The organism is Flavobacterium sp. 5, assembly GCF_002813295.1.
Taxonomy (GTDB): Bacteria; Bacteroidota; Bacteroidia; order Flavobacteriales; family Flavobacteriaceae; genus Flavobacterium.
On sequence record NZ_PHUE01000001.1, the window covers coordinates 1,272,195 to 1,294,155 of the forward strand.

Below are 21,961 nucleotides of genomic sequence, written 5' to 3' on the forward strand. Positions count from 1 at the left end.
CCTTATTTCCAACTATTGAAATAAGGCTTTTAGATTATAATAAGTTTTCAATTTGCTGGGCTAGTTCTATATCCTTTGTTGTGACCCCACCAGAATCATGAGTATTCAACCGTATATTAACTTTATTATATACATTGAAAAGTTCTGGATGATGATTCATTCTTTCTGCCAACACTCCTACTTGGACAATAAAACCAAGTGCCTGTGTAAAATTTTTAAATTTAAAATCTTTTACAATTGCATTTTCTTTAAAATGCCAGTCATTTAATGTCTCCAAAAAAGGACTTACTGATTCTTCTGTAAATGTATTCATCTCTTTCTATTTACTGTTTTCTGCCAAACTATCGAACTTAACTCACTAAACATTATTGGTATTAATCATTAACTGTTTATTTATCATAAAAATAGTTAAATTATAACAATCCAATATTAACTTAATATTATTGGTTAATTTTGAATAATATACTTCACTAATTTGAAAACTGCTATTTCTTATCAAATTTACGAAACTAATGAACAACTTCCCGAAAACTGGGATGATCTAGCTTGTAAAAATATTTTTTTATCCAAAGAATATTTTAAAATTCTGGACAAATCAGCTCCAAAGAACATGACGTGTCATTATATAGGCATTTTTAAAGACGAAAAACTTGTAGGTATTGCAATATCGCAGTTTTTAGATTTAAACAAATTAGAATCTTTTGGAGATAGAGATCGATGTCTTAAAACCTCTGCCAGAAAATTTATTTTGAAAAATTTTGCTTCTCATGTTTTAGTAATAGGCAATAATATGCTTACAGGTCAAAATTCATTTGTTTTCTCAGATAGTATATCAAAATCTGAAGGCATCAAAACTTTAAAAAAAGCTGCAAATGATTTAAAACTAAAATTCAAATCAATTGGCAAAAAAATACACATAACCACTTTTAAAGATTATGATGAACAGGATATTGAAAATTTTATAACAGATTCAGATTCCTTTAAAAATAATTACAAATATTGTGTTCAACCTAATATGATCTTTACCATTCCATTCGAATGGAAATCTGAACAAGATTATATAGATTCCTTGATCAAAAAGTATCGCGATCAATATAAAAGAGCTAGAAAAAAAGCAGAAGGAATTGAGAAACGAAAGTTACATTTAGAAGATATTATAGCTCATGAAGAAACCATTTATGACTTATATCATCACGTAGCTCAAAATGCACCTTTTAATACTTTTTTTCTAACCAAAAATCATTTTAGAATTTTTAAAGACACTTTAAAAGATGATTTTTTATTCTACGGCTATTTCAACGATGGTAAACTAATTGGCTTTAATACATTAATAAAAAATGGTGATACGATAGATACTTATTTTCTAGGCTATGACGAAAGTATTCAAAGAGAAAAAATGTTGTATCTAAACATGCTCTACGATATGATTGCATATTCTATAAACAAAGGGTTCAAAGAAATTATTTTTTCGAGAACGGCTTTGGAAATTAAAAGTTCGGTTGGAGCAAAGCCACTACAAATGTTTGGCTATATGCAACATAGCAATTCTCAAATAAACAAACAAGTCCCAAAAATTTTTCCAAGATTAGAACCTGAAATTATTTGGCAGGAACGAAACCCTTTTAAATAATACAATTCTAAGGAACTGCAATTTTCATTTGTTCCCGTAAGATGTGAATTTCTAATTCATTTTGAGTACCACAATATTCTCCATCAATTTGAAAATTAACTGATCGGTCTGTTTTTACCAATGCTTTTTCTGTTGAGATTATTATAATATCATCAGAATCGATTGGCATATTACCAGTAATGATTTTTCCAATCAAGACTAAATCAAGACTTTTTAAAATAATCAATTCAAATTTACCATCGTTCATACTTCCATTTGGATTAATGGTAACTCCTGTTCCGTATTTTTGAGAATTGGCAATTACAATCATTCTTGCAGTATGTTCTATGGTCTCATTATTAGCAGTTACAGAAGCTAGAAATGGTTCTTCTGAATCTTTTAGAGTAGTATAAGCTTGCATCGCATAACCCCAAAAGCCACGTGTATCACTTTCTTCATAATTCTTAACCAAATCAGCATTGATCCCAATATCACTTAAATGAATACATTTTATACCATTGATGCAAATCATATCCATTTCAATGTAATGATGTAGAAAAGCCACTTCTAAATTTTCTTCAAGAGTTGTTGGTAAATTCAAATCTACAGCTAATCCATTAGCAGAACCCGCTGGCAAAATCCCAATAACAACATCGTGTTTTTCCATGGCTTCTGCTACCATTTTTATAGTTCCGTCACCTCCTGCTACAACAATCCGCTCTGGATTATATTCATCATAAAGTGATTGTAATACTGAAACATCTTTTTCTCCAACAGTTTCATAAACCACTAAATCAAAATTATTTATAATTGAAAATTTTTTTACAGTATTCAATAAATCTGATTTATCTATATCTCCAGAAATAGGATTTACAACGAAAATGATATTCTTTTTCAAAATTTCCTCTTTAAAATCGATTAAAATAATTAATTTACAGCTATTATAAAAGTACTAAATTAATGAAACCTATTTTACAATTATATCGCGGTTATGCCAACGAACAAGAATTAATTGTAATGGGGCATGTATTTAAAACGGGATATGAATACGATTTTCAAAAAAAAAGTTTTAAAAATGCCTCTTCTATAGTAAATCTATTTCAGGTCAAAACGATTAAAAATTTTGACGTATATCTCAAATATGGAGATTCAACAGTTCACACCAAAACCTTGGATGATGGTTATTTTAAATTTTGCATTCCACTTGAAAAAGAATTTAATTTTGGGTGGATGGCATATGAAGTGAGTATTAAACATGAAAATCAAACTATAATATCAACAGGTAGTTTTATTAGACCTCACAAAGGAAATCTTGGAATTATATCAGATATTGATGACACTTTTTTAGTCTCACACACAAATAATTTCTTAAAAAAAATATACATTTTATTATTTAAAAATGTTAACCATCGTGAAGTCTTTAAAGATGTTGTTCCTCATTATCAAGCTTTGAGTTCAGCAGGAAGAAACAATAAAGACGAACAAAATGCTTTTTTTTACATTTCGAGCAGTGAATGGAATTTATATCGTTTTATTGTAAAGTTTACAAAGATCCATCAAATGCCTAGAGCAGTAATTTTATTGAAAGATATAAAAACAGGCCTGGCTGATTTTTTTATGAGCGGAAGAGGAAATCATAATCACAAATTCGAAAAAATAAAACATGTTTTAGAATTTTACCCTCACTTGAAATATGTGTTATTAGGTGATGACTCGCAAGATGACCCAATTTTATATGAACAAATTTGTAAAATATTCCCTGTTACTGTAAAAGCTGTTTACATCAGACAAACAAGTAAAAACAAAAAAGAAACCACAAAATCAATTCTAAAAAACTTAGAAAATCTTGAGGTTTCAGTTTGTTATTTTAAAGATAGTAGCGAAGCTATTGCTCACTCTAAATCAATTGGACTAGTTTTATAAAGCTGCCTTCTCAATCTCTTCTTGGACAATTTCCCAATCTAAAAGTAATTGATCTAAATCTGCTTTTTTCTTGTTATAGGCTTTAAAAAAAGAGGCATCTTCTATGTGTTTATCATAATTGGAAGTCAACATTTTATCATCGTGCTGAATGTCTTTTTCCAATTGTTTGATTTGACTTTCCACTTTGCTCAATTTATTTTGTAATGCTTTCCCTTTTTTCTGGTCTTCATAGGAAGCTTTATTACTTTCTTTTCCAATAGTAGCTTTCAAAATATCTTTTTTCTCAACTTCACGCATATTTTCCAAATTGCGTTGCTCCAAGAAATAATTAATATCTCCTAAATATTGCTTGATTTTTTGGTCTTTGAATTCGTAAACGATATTAGACATTCCTTGCAAGAAATCTCTATCATGAGAAACCAATAGCAAAGTTCCTCCGAACTTCTGTAAAGCTGCTTTCAAAACATTTTTAGATTTAATATCCAAGTGATTCGTAGGCTCATCCATCAACAATACATTAATAGGCTGTAATAACAATTTACATAATGCCAAACGGTTTCTTTCGCCTCCAGAAAGTACTTTAACCTTCTTTTCAACATCATCACCTCGAAACAAAAAAGAACCTAGCATATCACGCACTTTCATACGATTCGTATCCATTGCAGCATCTTCCATAGTTTGCAATAAAGTAATCTCACCATCAAGATATTCTGCTTGATTTTGTGCAAAATATCCTAATTGTACATTATGTCCTAATTTAATGGTTCCGTCATATTCAAACTCATTAACAATAGCTTTAATAAAAGTAGATTTTCCTTGTCCATTTTGTCCGACAAAAGCAATTTTACTTCCTCTTTCAACTAATAAATCAATTTCTTTTATAATAACATTATCACCATAAGCTTTAGTCACATTTTCGACTTCAACAACTACTTTTCCAGGTTCTTTCGAAACAGGAAAAGAAATATTCATCACTGAATTATCATCTTCATCTACTTCAATTCGTTCAACTTTATCTAGTTTCTTAATTAAAGATTGTGCCATCGAAGCTTTAGAAGCTTTGGCTCTAAATTTCTCTATTAACTTTTCAGTTTCTTCAATTTTCTTGGCTTGATTTTTTTGAGTTGCCAATTGTTTTTCACGAATTTCATGGCGTAATTCCAAATATTGTGAATACGGTTTATTAAAATCGTATGCTTTCCCTAATGAAATTTCGATAGTTCTATTGGTAACATTATCCAAAAACATTTTATCGTGCGAAACAATAACCACAACACCAGGATAATTACGCAAGAAACTTTCTAACCAAATGATACTTTCAATATCCAAGTGATTCGTTGGCTCATCCAGTAACAACACATCGTTGTTTTGCAGAAGTAACTTTGCTAACTCAATACGCATTCTCCAACCTCCAGAAAAAGTTTCTGTTTGATTATTAAATACATCTCTTTTAAATCCTAAACCTAAAAGAATTTTTTCGGTATCACCCACATAATTATAACCACCCAATAAATCAAAACGATGTGTATAATCAGACAAATCCTCAATAATTTGACCGTACTCTTCACTTTCATAATCGGTACGAGTAACTAATAGATGATTTATCTCTTCTAATTTCTTCTCTACAATCTTTATTTCAACAAACGCTTCATATGCTTCTTCCAAAACAGTACGACCACGTTCAAAATCAATATCCTGACGTAAGAATCCCATTCGAATATCTTTCTCTTGAGAAATAACTCCAGAATCAGGTGCAAAGTCTCTTGCCAGCATTTTGAGCATAGTTGATTTCCCAGCACCATTCTTTCCAACAAGACCAACCCGGTCTCCGGCTCCTAAACGAAAAGTAACTTCCTCAAACAAATAAGAACCACCAAACGAAACCGATAAATTGTGTATATTAAGCATGTATTAATTATTTTATTCCTTTATGTATTAGTAAATTTGTCTCTCAATAGATACAACAAATCATATATTTTGCAAATGTTAAAAAAAGGATCCAAATTATATAGCATTTTAACAGGAACTTGCCCAAAATGCATGAATGAGAGCATGTATGTAGATAAAAACCTATTACATATTGGGTCAATTCTCAAAATGCATGAAAAATGCAGTCATTGCGGGCTTAAATATCAAATAGAACCTTCTTTCTTTTATGGTGCAATGTATGTTAGTTATGGATTGAATGTTGCTGTAGGCATTGGTACATTTATTATAACTTATCTACTTTTTGGAGCAGACATCCAAACTTCATTTATATCGATTATTATTTCTTTAATTCTGCTTTTTCCAATTGTTTTAAGGTGGTCAAGAAACATTTATATTAATATGTTTGTTTCGTACGACCCAAACACAAAAGACAATTAAAATTACTTCTTTCGTTTATTAGTAAATCTTTTAATATCGATTTCCTTATCAAGCAAAATATCGTTTTCAATATTATCAAATAGTGCTTTAGCCATTGCGGGACCAAGCATAACTCCACGAGTCCCCAAACCATTTAGCACATGAGCATTTTTATAATTTTCATGCGTTCCCACTAATGGCCTTCTATCCCTAACAGTTGGACGAACTCCAGCATAATGTTCTACTATGTCAAACTCACAAGAAATTATCTCACAGATTCTATCTATTAATTCCTTTTTTCCTTCCTCTGTAGGTAAATCAGTTTTGTCTTTCCAATTATAGGTTGCTCCCACTTTGAATAATCCATTTCCTAATGGTAAAATAAAAACACTAGTATTCACTATAACATCTAACTTCAATTCTGGAGCCTTAATAATGAACAACTCTCCTTTCGTCCCATCTAGAGGAAGTTCATTGAAAAAAGGATTAGCATGGAGTCCAAAACCTTCTGCAAAAACAATATGCTTAGCTTCAATATCTTTATATGATATGCTCTCTTCCTTAAAAGTTAAGGCATCATAATCAAAAGTCTCCAATCTTAAAAGATTTAAAGTAGAAAGATAATCTTGATACTTAGATAGTAACAAAGCTGTATCAACATATCCTGTTTGTAATACTTCACCATAATCAAAAGGGGAATCTATACCTTCATATTTTTTAAAACATAAAGAAGTTGATAGAAAGGGTGCTAAAGCTTTTTTATCAGAAGCAGCAAACCAATTATTTTGTTCTTCAATTGAGAAAAATTTTCTAAGGATAGGGATTTTAAAATCAAACTTATCCTCTATTCTATTTCTCAAATTAGAATAAAAATCAGTCATTAATTCTAATTGCTCTTGGGCTTGCCATACTTCGCTAAAACGCTTTAAAATAACAGGATTATACAAACCTCCAGCTATTTTCGATGAATTTTGAGAATCATTATTAAAAACAATTATACTTTTTCCATGCAATAAAGCTACTTCAGAGAATGAAATTCCTGCTAAACCAGAACCAACAATTATATAATCAATCATGAACAATAAAATAAACATTCAAAATAAAAAAACTCTTACTTAAATAAAGTAAGAGTTTCTTTTAATATAACACTATGAAATTAGTAATTCCACATATCGTGTTCAAAATCACGAATTTTATCTTTAATTCTATCCGATTCTATTAACTGGTTTAGTGCATTTTCATTTACATATTCAGTTATTAAACGGTCACCATAAACATTTTCTTCTTTGTAGATTACACCACCAAATTGACGTGAATCTAAAATTCTATCAAAAGAAATTGGCATTGCTGAATTTTTTTCATTAAATGCTAAATACTGATGCAGGTAATCACGAATTGATGGATAAAAAATCCAGAATAAATCAATGTAATCAGGGTTTTCACTTCCAACTTCTCTAGCTTCTGGAGCAATTGGGCATATCCCTAATAAACGATATTTTAATTCACTTTGACGCTTATCAAAATACCAATATCCTTTCAATTTGTATCCAGTAATATCTTGTGCAGTAAGTTCTCTTTTATCAATAAATTGAGGATCTAAAACTTTACCAGGACCTGGAGGCCCAACCACTTTAACTCTTTTACCTTTTACTTTTTGATAAGTTACAGATTGTTTTGGATAATACAAATCTCTGTTCGCATTTACTTCTTCTCTACCAGCATTTGTGGTATCTATATAAGTAAAAGAACTACTCATGTCTTTGAATGTCTTTTTAGTATTAAAATAATCATCAGCGTACACTTCAGTTATTTTATTAGTTTTGATACCTTTAATCAAAACATCAAATAAAGATCTTCTGTCTTTTCCAATATTAGTAGAATCTATTGGAAAATAAAGTGGAAAATTAAATCTTTCACTCAAATCTACTATTTCCCAAGTAGTTTTTCCCATTAATATATCTCTGTCATCCACATAACCATAAGCTAAAGGCTTATCATTATCAAGAGATACTTGAGATTTAGTTTTTACACCAATTTGCTCAGGTGTTTTAGCATTCAGCAAATTAGACTGTGCAAATGAAGAAAAACTCCCTGCAACTAATGCAATAACTACTACTAAATTTTTAGTCTTCATCTTATCAATTATTATTAAGTTATCTAAGTAGGTTAAAATTCAACTTAAATATTATTGTATTTCGTAAATTACTGGTGCCGTTCTTGAAAGCATAATATCAGAACCAACTAATTTAGTTTTTATATCAGAAATCGTAACTTGATCACCTCTTGTTGCTCTTGCTAATGCAGTTTTACATTGTGCATTAACTCTATCTCCAGAAACAATTACAGCAGCCTGACCAGCAACTTTTAAAGTAAATCCAACAACATTTAAATTAACATTAAAGTCAAAATCTGGTAATTTAGCAGAAACTTGAGATACTTCTAAACGAGACTTAGCTCCTTTAACAATTCCCATTTCACCACCAATTGCACCAACTGGAGCAGGAATACCTTTAATTCTGAAAGATTTTTTATCAGATACTTTTGATCCATCAGGTAAAGTTCCTGTTACATTAATAACTACTTCAGATCCTTGACCTGGGTTCATGTTATAAGAACCTGCTTTTCCAGCACGACTCAAACCTGCAGCAGAAGCACTAACTTTATCATCAGAAACACCTGCAAATGAAATAGTCATCGGGTTAATAACACCTCTATAAACTACATTCATTTTATCTGCGGAAATAGTAGCTGAATTTGGTTTTGGAACAACCACATAGTTTCCTACAATAGGAATCGCAACTGGTTTACCATCTTCCATAAAAGTAAAGTTTCCGTTGATATCGTGTTCACCAACATTTCCAGCACCGAAACTAAAATCAACTTGACCATCATGTAAAGCTGTAGCTAAATTTAAATTCCCACCATTTACAACAACTTTAGTTGGAACTGTAGATTTATCAAAACGTCCTAAAACGATTTTACCTTTTACAGCTTCACCAGCAAAGAAAGCTGATTTTTCAGGAATAACAATAGCAGTATAGTTTTTCATAGATGCAGCAGCAACCGCTGTAGATCCAGTTAATGTTCCCAAAATTTGATTTTCAATAGTATTAACATCATTTTGAATTGCTGTTAATTTTGCCACTGAAGCAATTAATGGAAAATGCTTAAAATTATAATCTAAATTATTTTTAGTTACACCTTCTTTATCTTTAATATCACCTGTATTGAATTTAGTATTAAATTCTTTCAATATGTCATTAAATTTTGGATCAGTTCCCAAAGCAGATTTAATAGCTGCCTTATAAGTATCAACAGCAGCAGCTACTTCTTTACCTTTTGCTGATAAACCATCACCGCTAAACCAAGATTCATCCAACTTTGATGAGTTATCCATACTTTCATATGGTAATTTTCCATTTTCTTCTCTCTTTACATCTTTAGTTAAATCTGCTTTAAGAGATCCAACATATTTATAAAAAGTAGTTGTAGCACTTGCTACTTTTTTTCCAATTTCATTAGGAACTTTATATTGCTCTGGTTTATCTTGAGCTTTAAGATCTAAATCAGCTAAAATAGCTTCATTTGAAGTTAATGCCAATCCATTTGCAGTTTCAAATCTTTCGTTTATTAATCCAAAAGCAGATAAAACTTCTTTGGACATATTTAATGCTAACATCGCGATGAAAACCAAATACATAAGGTTAATCATCTTCTGTCTAGGGGTTAATTTTCCTCCTGCCATTTTTTCTAATTAGTTTATTATTAAAAATTAAATATAGTTAAAAAACTAATTATCCTTTATTACTCATTGCAGAAAGCATTCCACCATAAACATTATTTAAAGAAGCAATATTTGCAGTCATTGATTGCATTTGCTCTTTTAATTTGCTTGCGTTTTCAGCTATTTCTTTATTTGCTTCAGCATTTCTTGAAGCACTTTCTAATTGTACTTTATATAAACTATTTAAAGATTCCATTTGAGCCGCAGCCATAGACAATTCTTCACTGTATTTTTTTGTAGCAGCAATTGAATCAACTGTAGGTGAAATATTTCTAGATGCTGATTCAAAATTACGAATACTACTTCCAAGACTATTCATTAATTCTCCATCAATTTTCGCTTCTTTCAATAAAGCATCTAATTTTGAAGACAACATTCCATCAGCCTCATCTTTTACAACAGCTTTTTTCTCAGATTTTTCAGCACCTGGTGCTAATTCAGGATACACTAAAGACCAATCCAATTCATGATCAACAGGTTCAAACGCAGAAAGAGCAAAAATGAAAGCTTCAGTACAAAGACCAATTATTAATAACGCACTTGCTCCAGGATAATGTTGTATTTTAAAAAGTGCTCCAATAATTACTACTGCTGCTCCCATACCATAGGTAAAATTCATTGCTTTTTTGCTCAATATAGCCATCGTTTAAAAATTTTAAAGTTAATTTATAGGTTATTTTTATTTAATTGATTTGGATTATTCTCTTATTATTTTTTACTGTTTGCAGTAGTTTGCGTTCCCATATAGTCTTGTACAGTCCTGAAACCTATATAGCTTCTTGCAGAATCTGAATATTCAAATGCACGAGTACTTACTTGCAAGAAATACGACACATCTTTCCAAGACCCTCCTCTTACTACTTTACGTTTATTAGAATTATCTATAACTGCAGGATTCATTGTAGACATGAATTCATATGAATTTGCATCATAAGCTGAATCCGTCCATTCTGAAACATTCCCAGCCATATTATACAGACTGTAACCATTAGGCTCATAAGACTTAGCCTCTACAGTATACAAAGCTTGATCTGCTGCATAATCACCTCTATTAGGCTTAAAATTAGCTAAGAAACAACCTCTATCACTTTTGGTATAAGGACCACCCCAAGGAAAAGTAGCAGATTCTAAACCTCCTCTTGCAGCATACTCCCATTCAGCTTCCGTAGGTAATCTAAAAGAGTTAACATTATCAAAATGATTTTTCTTAGATTTTATGTAAATATTTTTATTTAAAGTTCTCCATTCACAAAAAGCTTTTGCTTGTTTCCATGTAACCCCTACAACAGGATACTCACCATAGGCTTTATGCCAAAAGTAGTCATTATGCATTGGTTCATTGTATGAATAACTATAATCTTTAATCCATACTGTTGTATCTGGATACACTTTTACTTCTTCAGTTCTTAAGAAATCTTGTCTTTTTCCAACTTTAGCTTTAGCCGCAGCTTGAATATCCATCCAAGTATAACGGAATTTAAGCTTATTCACATCCATAGTTCTCAAACCATTATATGAGGCTTCTAAAGGTAAATATAAAGAATCCATTACTTCTACATAATATTCATCTGGATATTTCTTAACATCCTTAACTAGCTTAGCTTTTCTATTTAATCTTTTATAAGCATTTGGATCCTTATCAGTTCCAATACTATAATAGTTATCATACATATACTTATCGTATGCTGTCATTTTTTCTGGATCAGAGTCATTGAAAGCATAATCCGCTATACTACCTGTGTTTTTTCCTTTCCCTTTTGCATCAGTAGTAGTAGCTCCTTGCCCACTTTCTTCTGCCAAAATAGCTAGACGTAAACGTATAGTAGAATCTTTTACCCATTCTACAAACTGACGATACTCGCTATTTGTAATTTCTGTTTCGTCCATATAAAAAGATCGAACAGTAACTGTTTTTGTCGGCGCATCACCAACATTCGCAATATCATCATCAGACTTACCCATGATATACGATCCGCCAGGTACTAGTGTCATTCCATAAGGTTTTTCAGGATGCCACTTTGCTCCTTTTACACCAACCAACTCACCTTTGTCGCTTGATCTACCACAGCTAATCAACACTGTTAAAATTGCCGTAAATGCAATGAAATTCTTCATAAAAATTGGGGTTATCTATTCATTATTATTCAGACTGTAAACCTATTTATTTTTTATTAAAAAAACAATTCTTTTTATAGTCATAAATTATTTGGTCAAATGTATGTTAAAAATTCTTAAAAAAAAATATTTTATCGCTTATGTGTTGCAAAAAAGCGATAAAAAACACTCTTTTAAAAAATTTGTAAGTATTAGATAAATATTTTAAATATTCACACAAAATTAACATTTTTACTATATATTCTATAAGCTCACAAAAACTAAAATCTTACACTATATTCTTTCGCTGTGCTTTCCACCATCTTTCTGGCATTTCTTGATTACAAGCTGCCAAATACTCCTCATAAGAACAGGGTAATAACGTATTTTTTTTCAGTTTATTGCTTGAACTTAAAACAAATGGAATCTCAATCCACCACCTATCTGTTTTATCACTTTTATAAAAAACTAAATCCTCTTCTTCAAGTGGAACAATATACTTTAAATAATTCTCTCTGCTTCCAAAAGGGTACTCATTTGATCGATAATGATACCCTTCGATAAAATACCAACAAATTTGTGCAACTATCACCGCTTCTTGTTTGGAATTATTATGATTAAAAACTCCAAATGAGCTTACCTTATCACTTATCCCTGCATATCTAGACAAAGAACATATTTCCTTACCATTAAAACCATTCGGATTAAAATCTATAAAATTACCTGAATCAGATGATTTTATTGCATTTAAATCTATACTTACTAAATCAGCATCTCTGAAAACAGGCTCTGAAATCGAAATATTATTTGAAACTTCTCCTAAGCGATAGGCATCAAAAAACAACTTCTCAATCAAGTCAATCTCCTCTTGAGAATTATAATAGGTCTGGTAGCCAATATTACAAAAATTAAATAAATTATTAGGCTCATCTATAATTATTTTTGTTAAAAATGAATTAGAACTTATTGCTTCATTTTCTTTTCCAAAATCAAACTTGCTATCTATAGAAACCAAGTTTACCATTTGCTCTAAATCATCGTAAGCCCTATAAAGTGAGTAAGTTATATCTTGTGACCCACCTATAACTATTGGGATAATTTTTCTTTTTATTAAACCTGATGTTATTTTTTTTACAGCAAAATAAGTATCCTCTTTCGAATTTCCTGCAAGGACATCTCCTAAATCAGCAATACTTGCTTTCCAATTACCAGGAAACATACCATACAATTCTTTTCGAATCGCATTTAAATCAACATCAACTATTGCTTTTTTATCACCACTATTATCAAGAACACCAATTATCGCAATATTAATCTTGTCTAAATCTGGAACCGAGTCGTTAGTATGTAGTACAATTTTACTGCCCAAATGTTGAGCAGACAAATCCTGTATATACTTTAGAATATCACTATCTAATGGTACTAAAAAATCAAACTCCATTTTATATTTATTTCTATATTCCCTCAGAATAATCTAAGATTAATTGAATCTAATTCTTTATTTCTTTTTAACCGCTGGTTTCTTAGCAGCAGGCTTCTTGGCTGCTGTTGTTTTTTTAGCAGCAACTTTTTTAGCTGGCGTTTTTTTGGCAATCATTTCCTGAACCTCAACTAATGTCAACTTTGTTGCATCAACATCTTTACTAAGCTCAATTTTTATTTTGCCTTTTGTTATTACAGAACGCCCCCAACGAGCTTTTTCTACTAATATACCTTCGTCTTCCCAGTTATGAAGTACTTTATCAATATTCTTCTGTAATTTATCTTCTATTAAAGCTTCAATATCAGATTGTGAAAGATTATCAAAATCATACTTCTTGCTTACATTTATAAAGATTCCATTCCATTTAATAAAAGGACCAAAACGACCCGTACCTTTTTGCACACCTTCTCCTTTATAAATAGCAATTGGCGCATCAGCAATAGCTTTTTCATCAATTAATTCCTGAGCTCTTACCATTGAAACATCCAATGGATCTTCTCCTCTTGGCAAGGAAATAAAAACGCTTCCATGTCGTACATAAGGACCAAAACGACCATTACTTACTTCTACTTCTTCTTCTTTATAAAGACCCAAATTTTTCGGAAGCAAAAACAAATTCAAAGCTTCTTCTAAAGTAATATTACCAATGTTTTGCTCATGTCTTAGACTAGCAAACTTTTTATCTTCATCTTCGGCATCTCCAATTTGAGACATTGGTCCAAATTTCCCTAAACGAACCGAAACTGGTTTACCAGATTCTGGATCAACTCCTAGTATACGTTCTCCGCTTTCTCTATCAGCATTAGCTTCAACATCTTTCACCGTTGGATGAAATTCATTGTAAAACTCTTGCATCATTTTAGTCCATTCGATGTTACCTTCGGCGATTTCGTCAAAATCATGTTCTACTTTCGCAGTAAAATTATAATCCAAAATATTACCAAAATTCTTAACCAAGAAATCAGTAACAATCGTACCAATATCTGTAGGTACTAATTTTCCTTTATCCGAACCTGTATTTTCTTTAAGTAACTTCTCAGCCAATTTATCAGACTGTAAAGTCAATTGCGTATAATTACGTTCCTGACCTTCTAAATTCCCTTTTTCAACATAATTTCTGTTGATAATCGTAGAAATAGTTGGTGCATAAGTAGATGGACGCCCAATTCCAAGCTCTTCTAATTTTTTCACCAAAGAAGCCTCTGTATATCGTGCAGCTGCTCTCGAATATCTTTCGGTTGCAGTAATATAATTGTTTTGCAATTTTTCGTTAACCTTCATAGCAGGCAACATTCCTTCTTGCTCTTCTTCGTCATCATCATTTCCTTCAAGATACACTTTCAAGAAACCTTCAAAAAGCAAAACCTCACCCGAAGCTGTAAAAACTTCATCATGATTATTCGCTTCAATTTTAACATTGGTACGTTCTAGCTTTGCTTCACTCATTTGTGAGGCTAAAGTTCTTTTCCAAATCAAATCATACAAACGCGCTTGGTCTCTATCAATGTTCACCGTGTGACGTGACATGTCAGTAGGACGAATCGCTTCGTGAGCTTCCTGTGCACCTTTGCTTTTGTTTACGAAAGTACGTGGAAACGAAAATTCTTTTCCGTAAGACTTGATGATTTCAGCCTGGGCCGCATCCATAGCATCTTTCGATAAATTCACACTATCCGTTCTCATATAGGTTATAAGTCCAGCTTCGTATAAACGTTGCGCCAACTGCATAGTGATTCCAACTGGCAAATATAATTTCCTAGCAGCCTCTTGTTGCAAAGTTGAAGTTGTAAAAGGAGCTGTTGGTGATTTTTTGGTAGGTTTAGTTTCTAAATCTGCTACCTTATATATAGAACCGATATTCTTTTTCAAGAAATCTTCGGCCTCTTTTTTAGTATTGAAGTTTTTTGGAAGTTTAGCTTTGAAAGATTTTCCAGCTTCGTTAGTAAATTCAGCCACTACCGAATACGTTGCTACAGCTTTAAAATTCTGAATTTCACGTTCTCTTTCAACAATCAAACGAACTGAAACCGACTGAACACGACCAGCAGACAAACCACCTTTTACTTTTCTCCAAAGTACTGGAGACAATTCATAACCTACTAAACGATCCAAGACTCTACGAGCTTGTTGTGCATTAACTAAATTATAGTCAATTTCACGAGGATTATCAATCGCTTTAAGAATAGCAGTTTTGGTAATCTCATGAAAAACAATACGTTTGGTTTTCTCTTTTTTAAGTTTCAATTCTTCCGCCAAATGCCAAGAAATAGCCTCACCCTCGCGGTCCTCATCACTTGCTAACCAAACCATATCGGCATTTTTAGCTAAGGTTTTTAATTTGGACACTAACGCTTTCTTATCTGCAGAAACTTCGTATTTGGGTTTAAATCCATTTTCGACATCAACCCCAATTTCTTTAGAAGGTAAATCGGCGATATGTCCATAACTTGACTCAACCTGATAATCACTTCCTAGAAATTTTTCGATTGTTTTCGCCTTTGCAGGGGACTCAACTATCACTAAATTCTTTGCCATATTGCTTTTGTTTGAATCGCAAAAGTAATTTTTTTTTTTAAATATCACCCTTTCATTGATTTTAAAAACGATTTAAATCCGATAAACAATCATTCTTACCGTTCAAAACAAACCAAATTGACCTATTTCACAACTCTAAACACATTAATTGTAAGTTCCAAATAAGCAAAAGAAGAAATCAGAAACCTTACTAATAAACTAATTTTTTTAAGGAGCAGAAGCAATAGGCATTTTAAGAAGCATGGTACCCGCTATTCGTTTCAATCTTGTCGCCCGAACCCCGGGCAACAAGGATTTTCACTACTATCGGGGCTAAAGAGAGATATTTTGGTATTTTGAAAACATTAAGCATTTTGAAAATCAATACCATTTACTGCCAATAATCCCATTTTTGACGTTCTGAACCCCAAGTTTGGCGTCCAAGACTCCATGAATGGCGTTATACAACCCCAAATTTCACGTCGCGAACGCCAAATTTCACGTTCCTAACGTCAAATTTGGCGTCAAGAACCTAAAGTTTGGGGTTATAGGACGCCAAACTTTACGTCTCCAACGCCATCGATGGGGTTCGGAACGCCAAACTTGGAGTCCGAAACCCCAAACTTGGGGTTTTTAGCATAATCAACAACACCTCACTTATCATCCATACAATCCCTAATTAGCAATTCACAATTAAAAACTAACTTATACCTATATATTATACCTCAATCGATAATTAATATATTCAAAAACAAAATATATAAGTTAATTACTTAAATTTAACTACGAACAACCCAATCTAAACTTAGACAACCGCCCGATGAATAGAATAGAGCAACTAAAAAAACTCGAAGAAAAACAAATTTGGGACATCATCATCATTGGCGGAGGCGCTAATGGATTAGGAACTGCGGTCGATTCGGCTAGCAGAGGTTACAAAACACTACTTTTAGAAGCGGTCGATTTTGCGAAAGGTACTTCAAGCCGAAGTACCAAATTAATTCACGGAGGTGTTCGCTACTTAGAGCAAGGCAATTTTGCATTAGTTATAGAAGCCTTAAAAGAAAGAGGGTTAATGATGAGAAATGCAAAACACCTCACAAAAAACGAATCCTTCATTATTCCTAATTACAACTGGTGGGGAGGGATTTTCTATACTTTAGGATTAAAATTTTACGATCATTTAGCAGATAAATTAAGCCTTGGAACTTCAAAGTATTTATCCAAAGAAAAAACACTTTCATTACTTCCATCCATAAAAGAAAAAGGACTAAGAAGCGGAGTACTCTACCACGATGGACAATTTGACGACTCTCGATTGGCTATAAATTTGGCACAAACTGCAATAGAAAAAGGAGCTTGTGTACTCAATCATTGTAAGGTCACTCAACTCTTAAAAAATGATAATAACAAAATCATCGGAATCGTAACTATTGACGAGGAAACCCAAAAACAATACACTATAAAAGGCAAAGCGGTGATTAATGCAACTGGTGTTTTCACCAATGCGATTATGAAACTAAACGATACTGATTATAAAAAATATATTGTGCCAAGCCAAGGAATCCATTTAGTTTTTGATAAATCATTTTTACCGGGAGACCATGCTTTGATGATTCCAAAAACGAGTGATGGAAGAGTTCTTTTTGCAGTGCCTTGGCATGATAAAATTGTAGTGGGAACTACAGATACTTTAGTAAAGAAATCGGAATTGGAACCAATAGCACTGGAAGAAGAAATCGATTTTGTATTAGAAACAGCACAAAGATACTTAACTAAAACTCCAACGCGAGCTGACGTACTTTCGGTTTTTGCAGGATTGCGACCTCTTGTTGCGCCCGAAAATAAAGGACAAAGCACTAAAGAAGTTTCGAGAAGCCACAAAATAATTGTTTCTGAAACTGGATTAATCACCATCACGGGTGGAAAATGGACAACCTACCGCAAAATCGCAGAAGATATTGTAGACAAAACCATTGAAGTCCACCAATTACGCAAGCGCAAATGCAAAACCAAAACCTTATCTATTCACGGAAATAGAAAGAATAGTATTAAAGATTTTGAAAATCACTTGTTTGTTTACGGAACAGATAAAATAAGTATTCTACAACTTCAAAAAAGTGAACCCGAACTAAAAGAGAAACTTCATCCTAATTATGATTACACTTTAGCGGAGGTGGTTTGGGCAATTCGAAATGAAATGGCTACAACTGTTGAAGATGTTTTGGCGAGACGTGTTAGGTTGTTGTTTTTGGATGCAAGAGCTTCAATTGAATGTTCTAATAAAGTTGCTCACTTACTGGCTGATGAATTGGGACATGATGAAATTTGGATTCAAAATCAACTGGCAAATTTTAAGAATGTTGCCAATGGGTTTCTTTTGAAAGAATTTCGGGTTTCATAAAAACAATTGAATCTATCAAAACCTGAACTCGATTATAATTACCTTAATAATTCCGCTCCGATGGAGCTCCAGATAGACTGCCAATTTTTGATTTTCTATAAATATTTCGCCACGCTGTGGCTTCATTTAAAAAAACTAGATGTGCAATATTTATAAACCATAGCATTTCACCATTGTTTAGCTTGATTAAAAAACTCCATAGGAGTGCAATATTTATAGACCGTAAATGCATTTTAACCCGAGCTCCATCGGAGCGACATATATCGACAATCAAATACTGGATTTAAAACCAAATCTATTTTGAAACCAAATGCCCTAGTCCCGATTGAAGTGAAAAGCCCGGAGCAAAAAAAGCAAAAGTTTCCTGTGAAAGAAAAGCGACCAACGGAAGCTCTTTCTAGCACTTTGGAAACTTTACTTTTTTTGTGAGGACTTGTAACGAAAAGCTGGAATTAACTCCTAAAAACCCTACCCGTTATAAACTATATAAAAAGTTGTTAATTCTTCGGCTGACATCTTGTCATAATCACCGCAATTGCCGTATATTTGCGCTTTGAAAATACCCTAATGGAAAAGATAATTGAAGAAAGCAAACAAGGGGATAGCCTTGTACTAGAACATAAACCAGAGAATACTAAAAAACTTTTTATAGAGAGTTACGGCTGTGCGATGAATTTTTCGGATAGCGAAATTGTCGCTTCTATATTGTCTGATGGAGGATATAATACTACTTCGGTTTTGGAAGAAGCCGATTTGGTTTTGGTTAATACGTGTTCAATTCGCGATAAAGCTGAACAAACAATTCGCAAGCGTTTAGAGAAATATAATGCAGTGAAACGTATAAATCCGAAGATGAAAGTTGGAGTTTTGGGTTGTATGGCGGAACGTTTGAAAGAAAAATTTCTTGATGAAGAGAAAATCGTTGACCTTGTTGTTGGTCCTGATGCCTATAAAGATTTACCGAATTTATTAAGTGAAGTTGAAGATGGTCGCGATGCGATAAATGTTGTTTTGTCAAAAGAAGAAACTTACGGAGACATCTCCCCTGTTCGATTGATGAGCAACGGGATTACAGCTTTGGTTTCGATTACAAGAGGTTGCGATAATATGTGTACATTTTGTGTGGTTCCTTTTACCCGCGGTCGTGAACGCAGTCGTGAGCCACAAAGTATCATGAATGAAATTCAAGATTTATGGAGTAAAGGATTTAAGGAAATTACACTTTTAGGACAAAATGTTGATAGTTACTTGTGGTATGGCGGAGGATTAAAGAAAGACTTTGTTAATGCTACTGAAATGCAACAAGCAACAGCTGTAGATTTTGATCAATTACTTGAAATGGTAGCGGTTGGTTTCCCAAAAATGCGTATTCGTTTTTCGACTTCGAATCCGCAAGATATGCACGAAAGCATTTTGCATGTTATTGCAAAATATCCAAATATTTGCAAACATATTCACCTACCTGTTCAATCGGGAAGTAACAGAATCCTGAAAGAAATGAATCGTTTGCACAGCAGAGAAGAATACATGGCTTTGATTGATAAAATTCGCTCTATTATTCCTGATGGTGCTATTTCGCAAGATATGATTTCGGGATTCCCTACAGAGACTGAGGAAGATCATCAAGACACTTTGAGTTTGATGGAGTATGTAAAATATAACTTTGGTTATATGTACAGCTATTCGGAACGTCCAGGAACTTTGGCGGGAAGAAAAATGAAAGATGATGTTCCAGAAGAAACTAAAGCACGAAGATTGCAGGAAATTGTCGATTTGCAACAAAAACACGCTTGGTTTCGCTCTGAGGAATTTATTGGAAAGACCGTAGAAGTTTTGGTTGAGAAAGTTTCTAAAAAATCTAAAGAAGAGTTTTCAGGAAGAAATTCACAAAGTATTACAGTTGTTTTTCCAAAAGAGGATTATAAAATTGGAGATTTTGTTAATGTAAAAATTACAAGCTGCACCAGTGGAACTTTGAAAGGTGAAGCTGTTGGATATTCTGAAATGAATTAATTTTTTTTGACCACAAATTACACAAATTTTCACAAATTCATTTTTTTAAATAAGTTCAATATGACTGACTCTACTGAGTATTATTACAAGAAGGATGAAAATTATAAAATTGTAGGTCTATGTATGGAAGTTCATCGATTATTAGGCCCAGGTTTACTTGAAATCATTTACAAAGATGCCTTAGAGATAGAATTCAAAAGTCATAACATTCCATACGAAAGGGAAAAAGAATACAGTGTAGAATACAAAGGAATTATTTTACCACATAAATTTTATGCAGATTTTGTAGTCTATAATGATATTATTCTCGAAGTAAAATCAGTAAAAGAAATCAGTAATGAGCATCTTGCTCAAACATTGAATTATATGAAATTAGCAGATACTCCAATTGGAATAATTGCAAATTTTCAAAACAAATCATTAGTTCACAAAAGATTGATAAATACTTAAAATAAGAATTTGCGAAAATTTGTGTAATTTGTGGTTAAATAAAAATAATGAAATTGCTTCATAGCTAAAAATTATGGAAAGTATTCAAAATATAAAACAACGATTTGAGATTATTGGGAATGACCCAAAGCTTAATCGTGCGATAGAAAAAGCCATTCAGGTTGCTCCTACTGATATTTCGGTTTTGGTAGCTGGAGAAAGTGGTGTAGGAAAAGAGAGTATTCCAAAGATTATTCACTCCTTGTCACACCGAAAACATGGAAAATATATCGCAGTAAACTGCGGAGCTATTCCAGAAGGAACTATTGACAGTGAACTTTTTGGTCATGAGAAAGGAGCTTTTACAGGTGCAACCAGCACTCGTGAAGGTTATTTTGAAGTTGCCAACGGCGGAACTATTTTCCTTGATGAAGTTGGAGAATTACCACTAACTACTCAAGTTCGTTTGTTACGTGTTTTAGAAAATGGGGAATTCCTAAAAGTTGGATCTTCACTAGTTCAAAAAACAAATGTCAGAATCGTAGCTGCTACCAATGTCAATTTATTTAAAGCTATTGAAAAAGGAAAATTCCGTGAGGATTTATACTATCGTTTAAGTACTGTAGATATTGTACTGCCTCCTTTAAGAGAACGAAAAGAAGACATTCATTTATTGTTCCGAAAATTTGTTTCCGACTTTGCTAATAAATACAAAATGCCTCCTCTGAGACTAGAAGAAAGTGCTATTTTGCTTTTGCAAAAATTTCGTTGGAGCGGTAACATCCGACAATTACGAAATGTTGCTGAGCAAATATCAGTATTAGAAACCAACAGAGATATTAATTCTGTTACTCTACAATCGTATTTACCTTCTGAAGATAATAATACTTTGCCTTCTGTGATAAAAGATAAAAAAGGCGATAGCGATTTTAATACCGAAAGAGAGATTTTATATAAAGTCCTTTTTGATATGAAAAGTGATTTACATGATTTGAAAAAATTAACTTTGGAATTGATGCAAAATGGCAGCACCAAAGTCCAAGAAACCAACAAATCTCTCATTACCAAAATATATGGTAACAAAGAAGAAGACAGTGAAATAGATTTTGAAGAAGAACCAAGAACTCAATTTTTATCCAATTCTAATAGAGAAGAGGAATACGAAGAACAAGATTCTAACAATTATCTTCTAGCAGAAACTATTGAAGAGGAAGAAATATTAAGGCTTGAACAAAAAGAAATCGAAATGATTAAAAAATCATTAGAAAAAAACAAAGGAAAACGAAAAGCAGCTGCAGATGAATTAGGAATTTCGGAACGTACTTTATATCGAAAAATCAAGCAATTTGATTTGTAAAAACA

At 32.4% G+C, this 21,961-nt stretch carries 17 protein-coding genes; 7 read left to right on the forward strand and 10 right to left on the reverse strand.

Annotation, left to right across the window (positions count from 1 at the left end; translation table 11 throughout):
• Positions 1–34: 34 nt before the first annotated feature.
• On the reverse strand, positions 35–313 hold the full coding sequence (locus CLU82_RS05200) for a 4a-hydroxytetrahydrobiopterin dehydratase (RefSeq protein ID WP_100842088.1): 279 nt from the start codon (positions 311–313) through the stop codon (positions 35–37).
• A gap of 162 nt (positions 314–475) precedes the next feature.
• On the opposite strand from CLU82_RS05200, the gene CLU82_RS05205 reads away from it, so the two are divergent.
• On the forward strand, positions 476–1,630 hold the full coding sequence (locus CLU82_RS05205; RefSeq protein ID WP_100842089.1) for a GNAT family N-acetyltransferase: 1,155 nt from the start codon (positions 476–478) through the stop codon (positions 1,628–1,630).
• Between the two features lie 7 nt (positions 1,631–1,637).
• On the opposite strand, the gene CLU82_RS05210 is transcribed toward CLU82_RS05205, so the two are convergent.
• Complete coding sequence (locus CLU82_RS05210; protein WP_100842090.1) at positions 1,638–2,507, reverse strand: diacylglycerol kinase family protein; 870 nt, start codon at positions 2,505–2,507, stop codon at positions 1,638–1,640.
• Between the two features lie 62 nt (positions 2,508–2,569).
• Here CLU82_RS05210 and CLU82_RS05215 point away from each other — a divergent pair, with 62 nt between their 5' ends.
• On the forward strand, positions 2,570–3,532 hold the full coding sequence (locus CLU82_RS05215; RefSeq protein ID WP_100842091.1) for an App1 family protein: 963 nt from the start codon (positions 2,570–2,572) through the stop codon (positions 3,530–3,532).
• Here the strand turns inward: CLU82_RS05215 and CLU82_RS05220 are convergent.
• On the reverse strand, positions 3,527–5,440 hold the full coding sequence (locus CLU82_RS05220; RefSeq protein ID WP_100842092.1) for an ABC-F family ATP-binding cassette domain-containing protein: 1,914 nt from the start codon (positions 5,438–5,440) through the stop codon (positions 3,527–3,529). The genes CLU82_RS05215 and CLU82_RS05220 overlap by 6 nt on opposite strands.
• Positions 5,441–5,515: 75 nt before the next feature.
• On the opposite strand from CLU82_RS05220, the gene CLU82_RS05225 reads away from it, so the two are divergent.
• A complete protein-coding gene (locus CLU82_RS05225) occupies positions 5,516–5,899 on the forward strand; it encodes a DUF983 domain-containing protein (protein WP_100842093.1) in 384 nt (127 codons plus the stop codon).
• A gap of 2 nt (positions 5,900–5,901) precedes the next feature.
• Here the strand turns inward: CLU82_RS05225 and CLU82_RS05230 are convergent, their stop codons facing one another.
• From CLU82_RS05230 to topA, 7 genes are all read right to left on the reverse strand, one after another.
• Entirely contained in the window at positions 5,902–6,954 is a 1,053-nt protein-coding gene (locus tag CLU82_RS05230; RefSeq protein WP_100842094.1) for an FAD-binding oxidoreductase, read from the reverse strand.
• A gap of 80 nt (positions 6,955–7,034) precedes the next feature.
• Positions 7,035–8,012: a gliding motility protein GldN gene (gene gldN, locus CLU82_RS05235; protein WP_100842095.1), complete on the reverse strand. Its 978-nt coding sequence runs from the start codon at positions 8,010–8,012 to the stop codon at positions 7,035–7,037.
• Between the two features lie 51 nt (positions 8,013–8,063).
• Positions 8,064–9,623, reverse strand: coding sequence for a gliding motility protein GldM (gldM, locus tag CLU82_RS05240; RefSeq protein ID WP_100842096.1), 1,560 nt, complete (start codon positions 9,621–9,623; stop codon positions 8,064–8,066).
• Positions 9,624–9,672: 49 nt separating this feature from the next.
• Positions 9,673–10,305 (reverse strand): gliding motility protein GldL, encoded by a 633-nt coding sequence (gldL, locus tag CLU82_RS05245; protein WP_100842097.1) that lies wholly within the window; start codon positions 10,303–10,305, stop codon positions 9,673–9,675.
• Positions 10,306–10,370: 65 nt separating this feature from the next.
• Positions 10,371–11,777 carry a gliding motility lipoprotein GldK gene (gene gldK / locus CLU82_RS05250; protein WP_100842098.1) on the reverse strand — a complete coding sequence of 469 codons (1,407 nt, stop codon included), beginning with the start codon at positions 11,775–11,777 and terminating at the stop codon, positions 10,371–10,373.
• Between the two features lie 268 nt (positions 11,778–12,045).
• Complete coding sequence (locus CLU82_RS05255; RefSeq protein WP_100842099.1) at positions 12,046–13,197, reverse strand: formimidoylglutamase; 1,152 nt, start codon at positions 13,195–13,197, stop codon at positions 12,046–12,048.
• 57 nt (positions 13,198–13,254) lie between these two features.
• The gene (topA, locus tag CLU82_RS05260) at positions 13,255–15,774 is read right to left on the reverse strand and encodes a type I DNA topoisomerase (RefSeq protein WP_100842100.1); all 2,520 of its coding nucleotides are present in this window, start codon (positions 15,772–15,774) and stop codon (positions 13,255–13,257) included.
• A 799-nt stretch (positions 15,775–16,573) separates the two neighbouring features.
• On the opposite strand from topA, the gene CLU82_RS05270 reads away from it, so the two are divergent.
• The 4 genes from CLU82_RS05270 to CLU82_RS05290 all read left to right on the forward strand — a co-directional run bounded on the left by CLU82_RS05270 (position 16,574) and on the right by CLU82_RS05290 (position 21,956).
• On the forward strand, positions 16,574–18,157 hold the full coding sequence (locus tag CLU82_RS05270; RefSeq protein ID WP_100842102.1) for a glycerol-3-phosphate dehydrogenase/oxidase: 1,584 nt from the start codon (positions 16,574–16,576) through the stop codon (positions 18,155–18,157).
• Between the two features lie 567 nt (positions 18,158–18,724).
• Complete coding sequence (miaB, locus tag CLU82_RS05280; protein ID WP_100842104.1) at positions 18,725–20,170, forward strand: tRNA (N6-isopentenyl adenosine(37)-C2)-methylthiotransferase MiaB; 1,446 nt, start codon at positions 18,725–18,727, stop codon at positions 20,168–20,170.
• 60 nt (positions 20,171–20,230) lie between these two features.
• Positions 20,231–20,620, forward strand: coding sequence for a GxxExxY protein (locus CLU82_RS05285; RefSeq protein WP_100842105.1), 390 nt, complete (start codon positions 20,231–20,233; stop codon positions 20,618–20,620).
• 73 nt (positions 20,621–20,693) lie between these two features.
• A complete protein-coding gene (locus tag CLU82_RS05290; protein ID WP_100842106.1) occupies positions 20,694–21,956 on the forward strand; it encodes a sigma 54-interacting transcriptional regulator in 1,263 nt (420 codons plus the stop codon).
• Positions 21,957–21,961 lie beyond the last annotated feature (5 nt).

What these genes read in the sequence shown, in the direction of transcription:
- CLU82_RS05200 (WP_100842088.1), bottom strand. Translation starts at nt 313, where the DNA reads ATGAATACATTTACAGAAGAATCAGTAAGTCCTTTTTTGGAGACATTA.
- CLU82_RS05215 (WP_100842091.1), top strand. Translation starts at nt 2,570, where the DNA reads ATGAAACCTATTTTACAATTATATCGCGGTTATGCCAACGAACAAGAA.
- CLU82_RS05220 (WP_100842092.1), bottom strand. Translation starts at nt 5,440, where the DNA reads ATGCTTAATATACACAATTTATCGGTTTCGTTTGGTGGTTCTTATTTG.
- CLU82_RS05225 (WP_100842093.1), top strand. Translation starts at nt 5,516, where the DNA reads ATGTTAAAAAAAGGATCCAAATTATATAGCATTTTAACAGGAACTTGC.
- CLU82_RS05230 (WP_100842094.1), bottom strand. Translation starts at nt 6,954, where the DNA reads ATGATTGATTATATAATTGTTGGTTCTGGTTTAGCAGGAATTTCATTC.
- gldN (WP_100842095.1), bottom strand. Translation starts at nt 8,012, where the DNA reads ATGAAGACTAAAAATTTAGTAGTAGTTATTGCATTAGTTGCAGGGAGT.
- gldM (WP_100842096.1), bottom strand. Translation starts at nt 9,623, where the DNA reads ATGGCAGGAGGAAAATTAACCCCTAGACAGAAGATGATTAACCTTATG.
- gldL (WP_100842097.1), bottom strand. Translation starts at nt 10,305, where the DNA reads ATGGCTATATTGAGCAAAAAAGCAATGAATTTTACCTATGGTATGGGA.
- gldK (WP_100842098.1), bottom strand. Translation starts at nt 11,777, where the DNA reads ATGAAGAATTTCATTGCATTTACGGCAATTTTAACAGTGTTGATTAGC.
- CLU82_RS05255 (WP_100842099.1), bottom strand. Translation starts at nt 13,197, where the DNA reads ATGGAGTTTGATTTTTTAGTACCATTAGATAGTGATATTCTAAAGTAT.
- topA (WP_100842100.1), bottom strand. Translation starts at nt 15,774, where the DNA reads ATGGCAAAGAATTTAGTGATAGTTGAGTCCCCTGCAAAGGCGAAAACA.
- CLU82_RS05270 (WP_100842102.1), top strand. Translation starts at nt 16,574, where the DNA reads ATGAATAGAATAGAGCAACTAAAAAAACTCGAAGAAAAACAAATTTGG.
- miaB (WP_100842104.1), top strand. Translation starts at nt 18,725, where the DNA reads ATGGAAAAGATAATTGAAGAAAGCAAACAAGGGGATAGCCTTGTACTA.
- CLU82_RS05285 (WP_100842105.1), top strand. Translation starts at nt 20,231, where the DNA reads ATGACTGACTCTACTGAGTATTATTACAAGAAGGATGAAAATTATAAA.
- CLU82_RS05290 (WP_100842106.1), top strand. Translation starts at nt 20,694, where the DNA reads ATGGAAAGTATTCAAAATATAAAACAACGATTTGAGATTATTGGGAAT.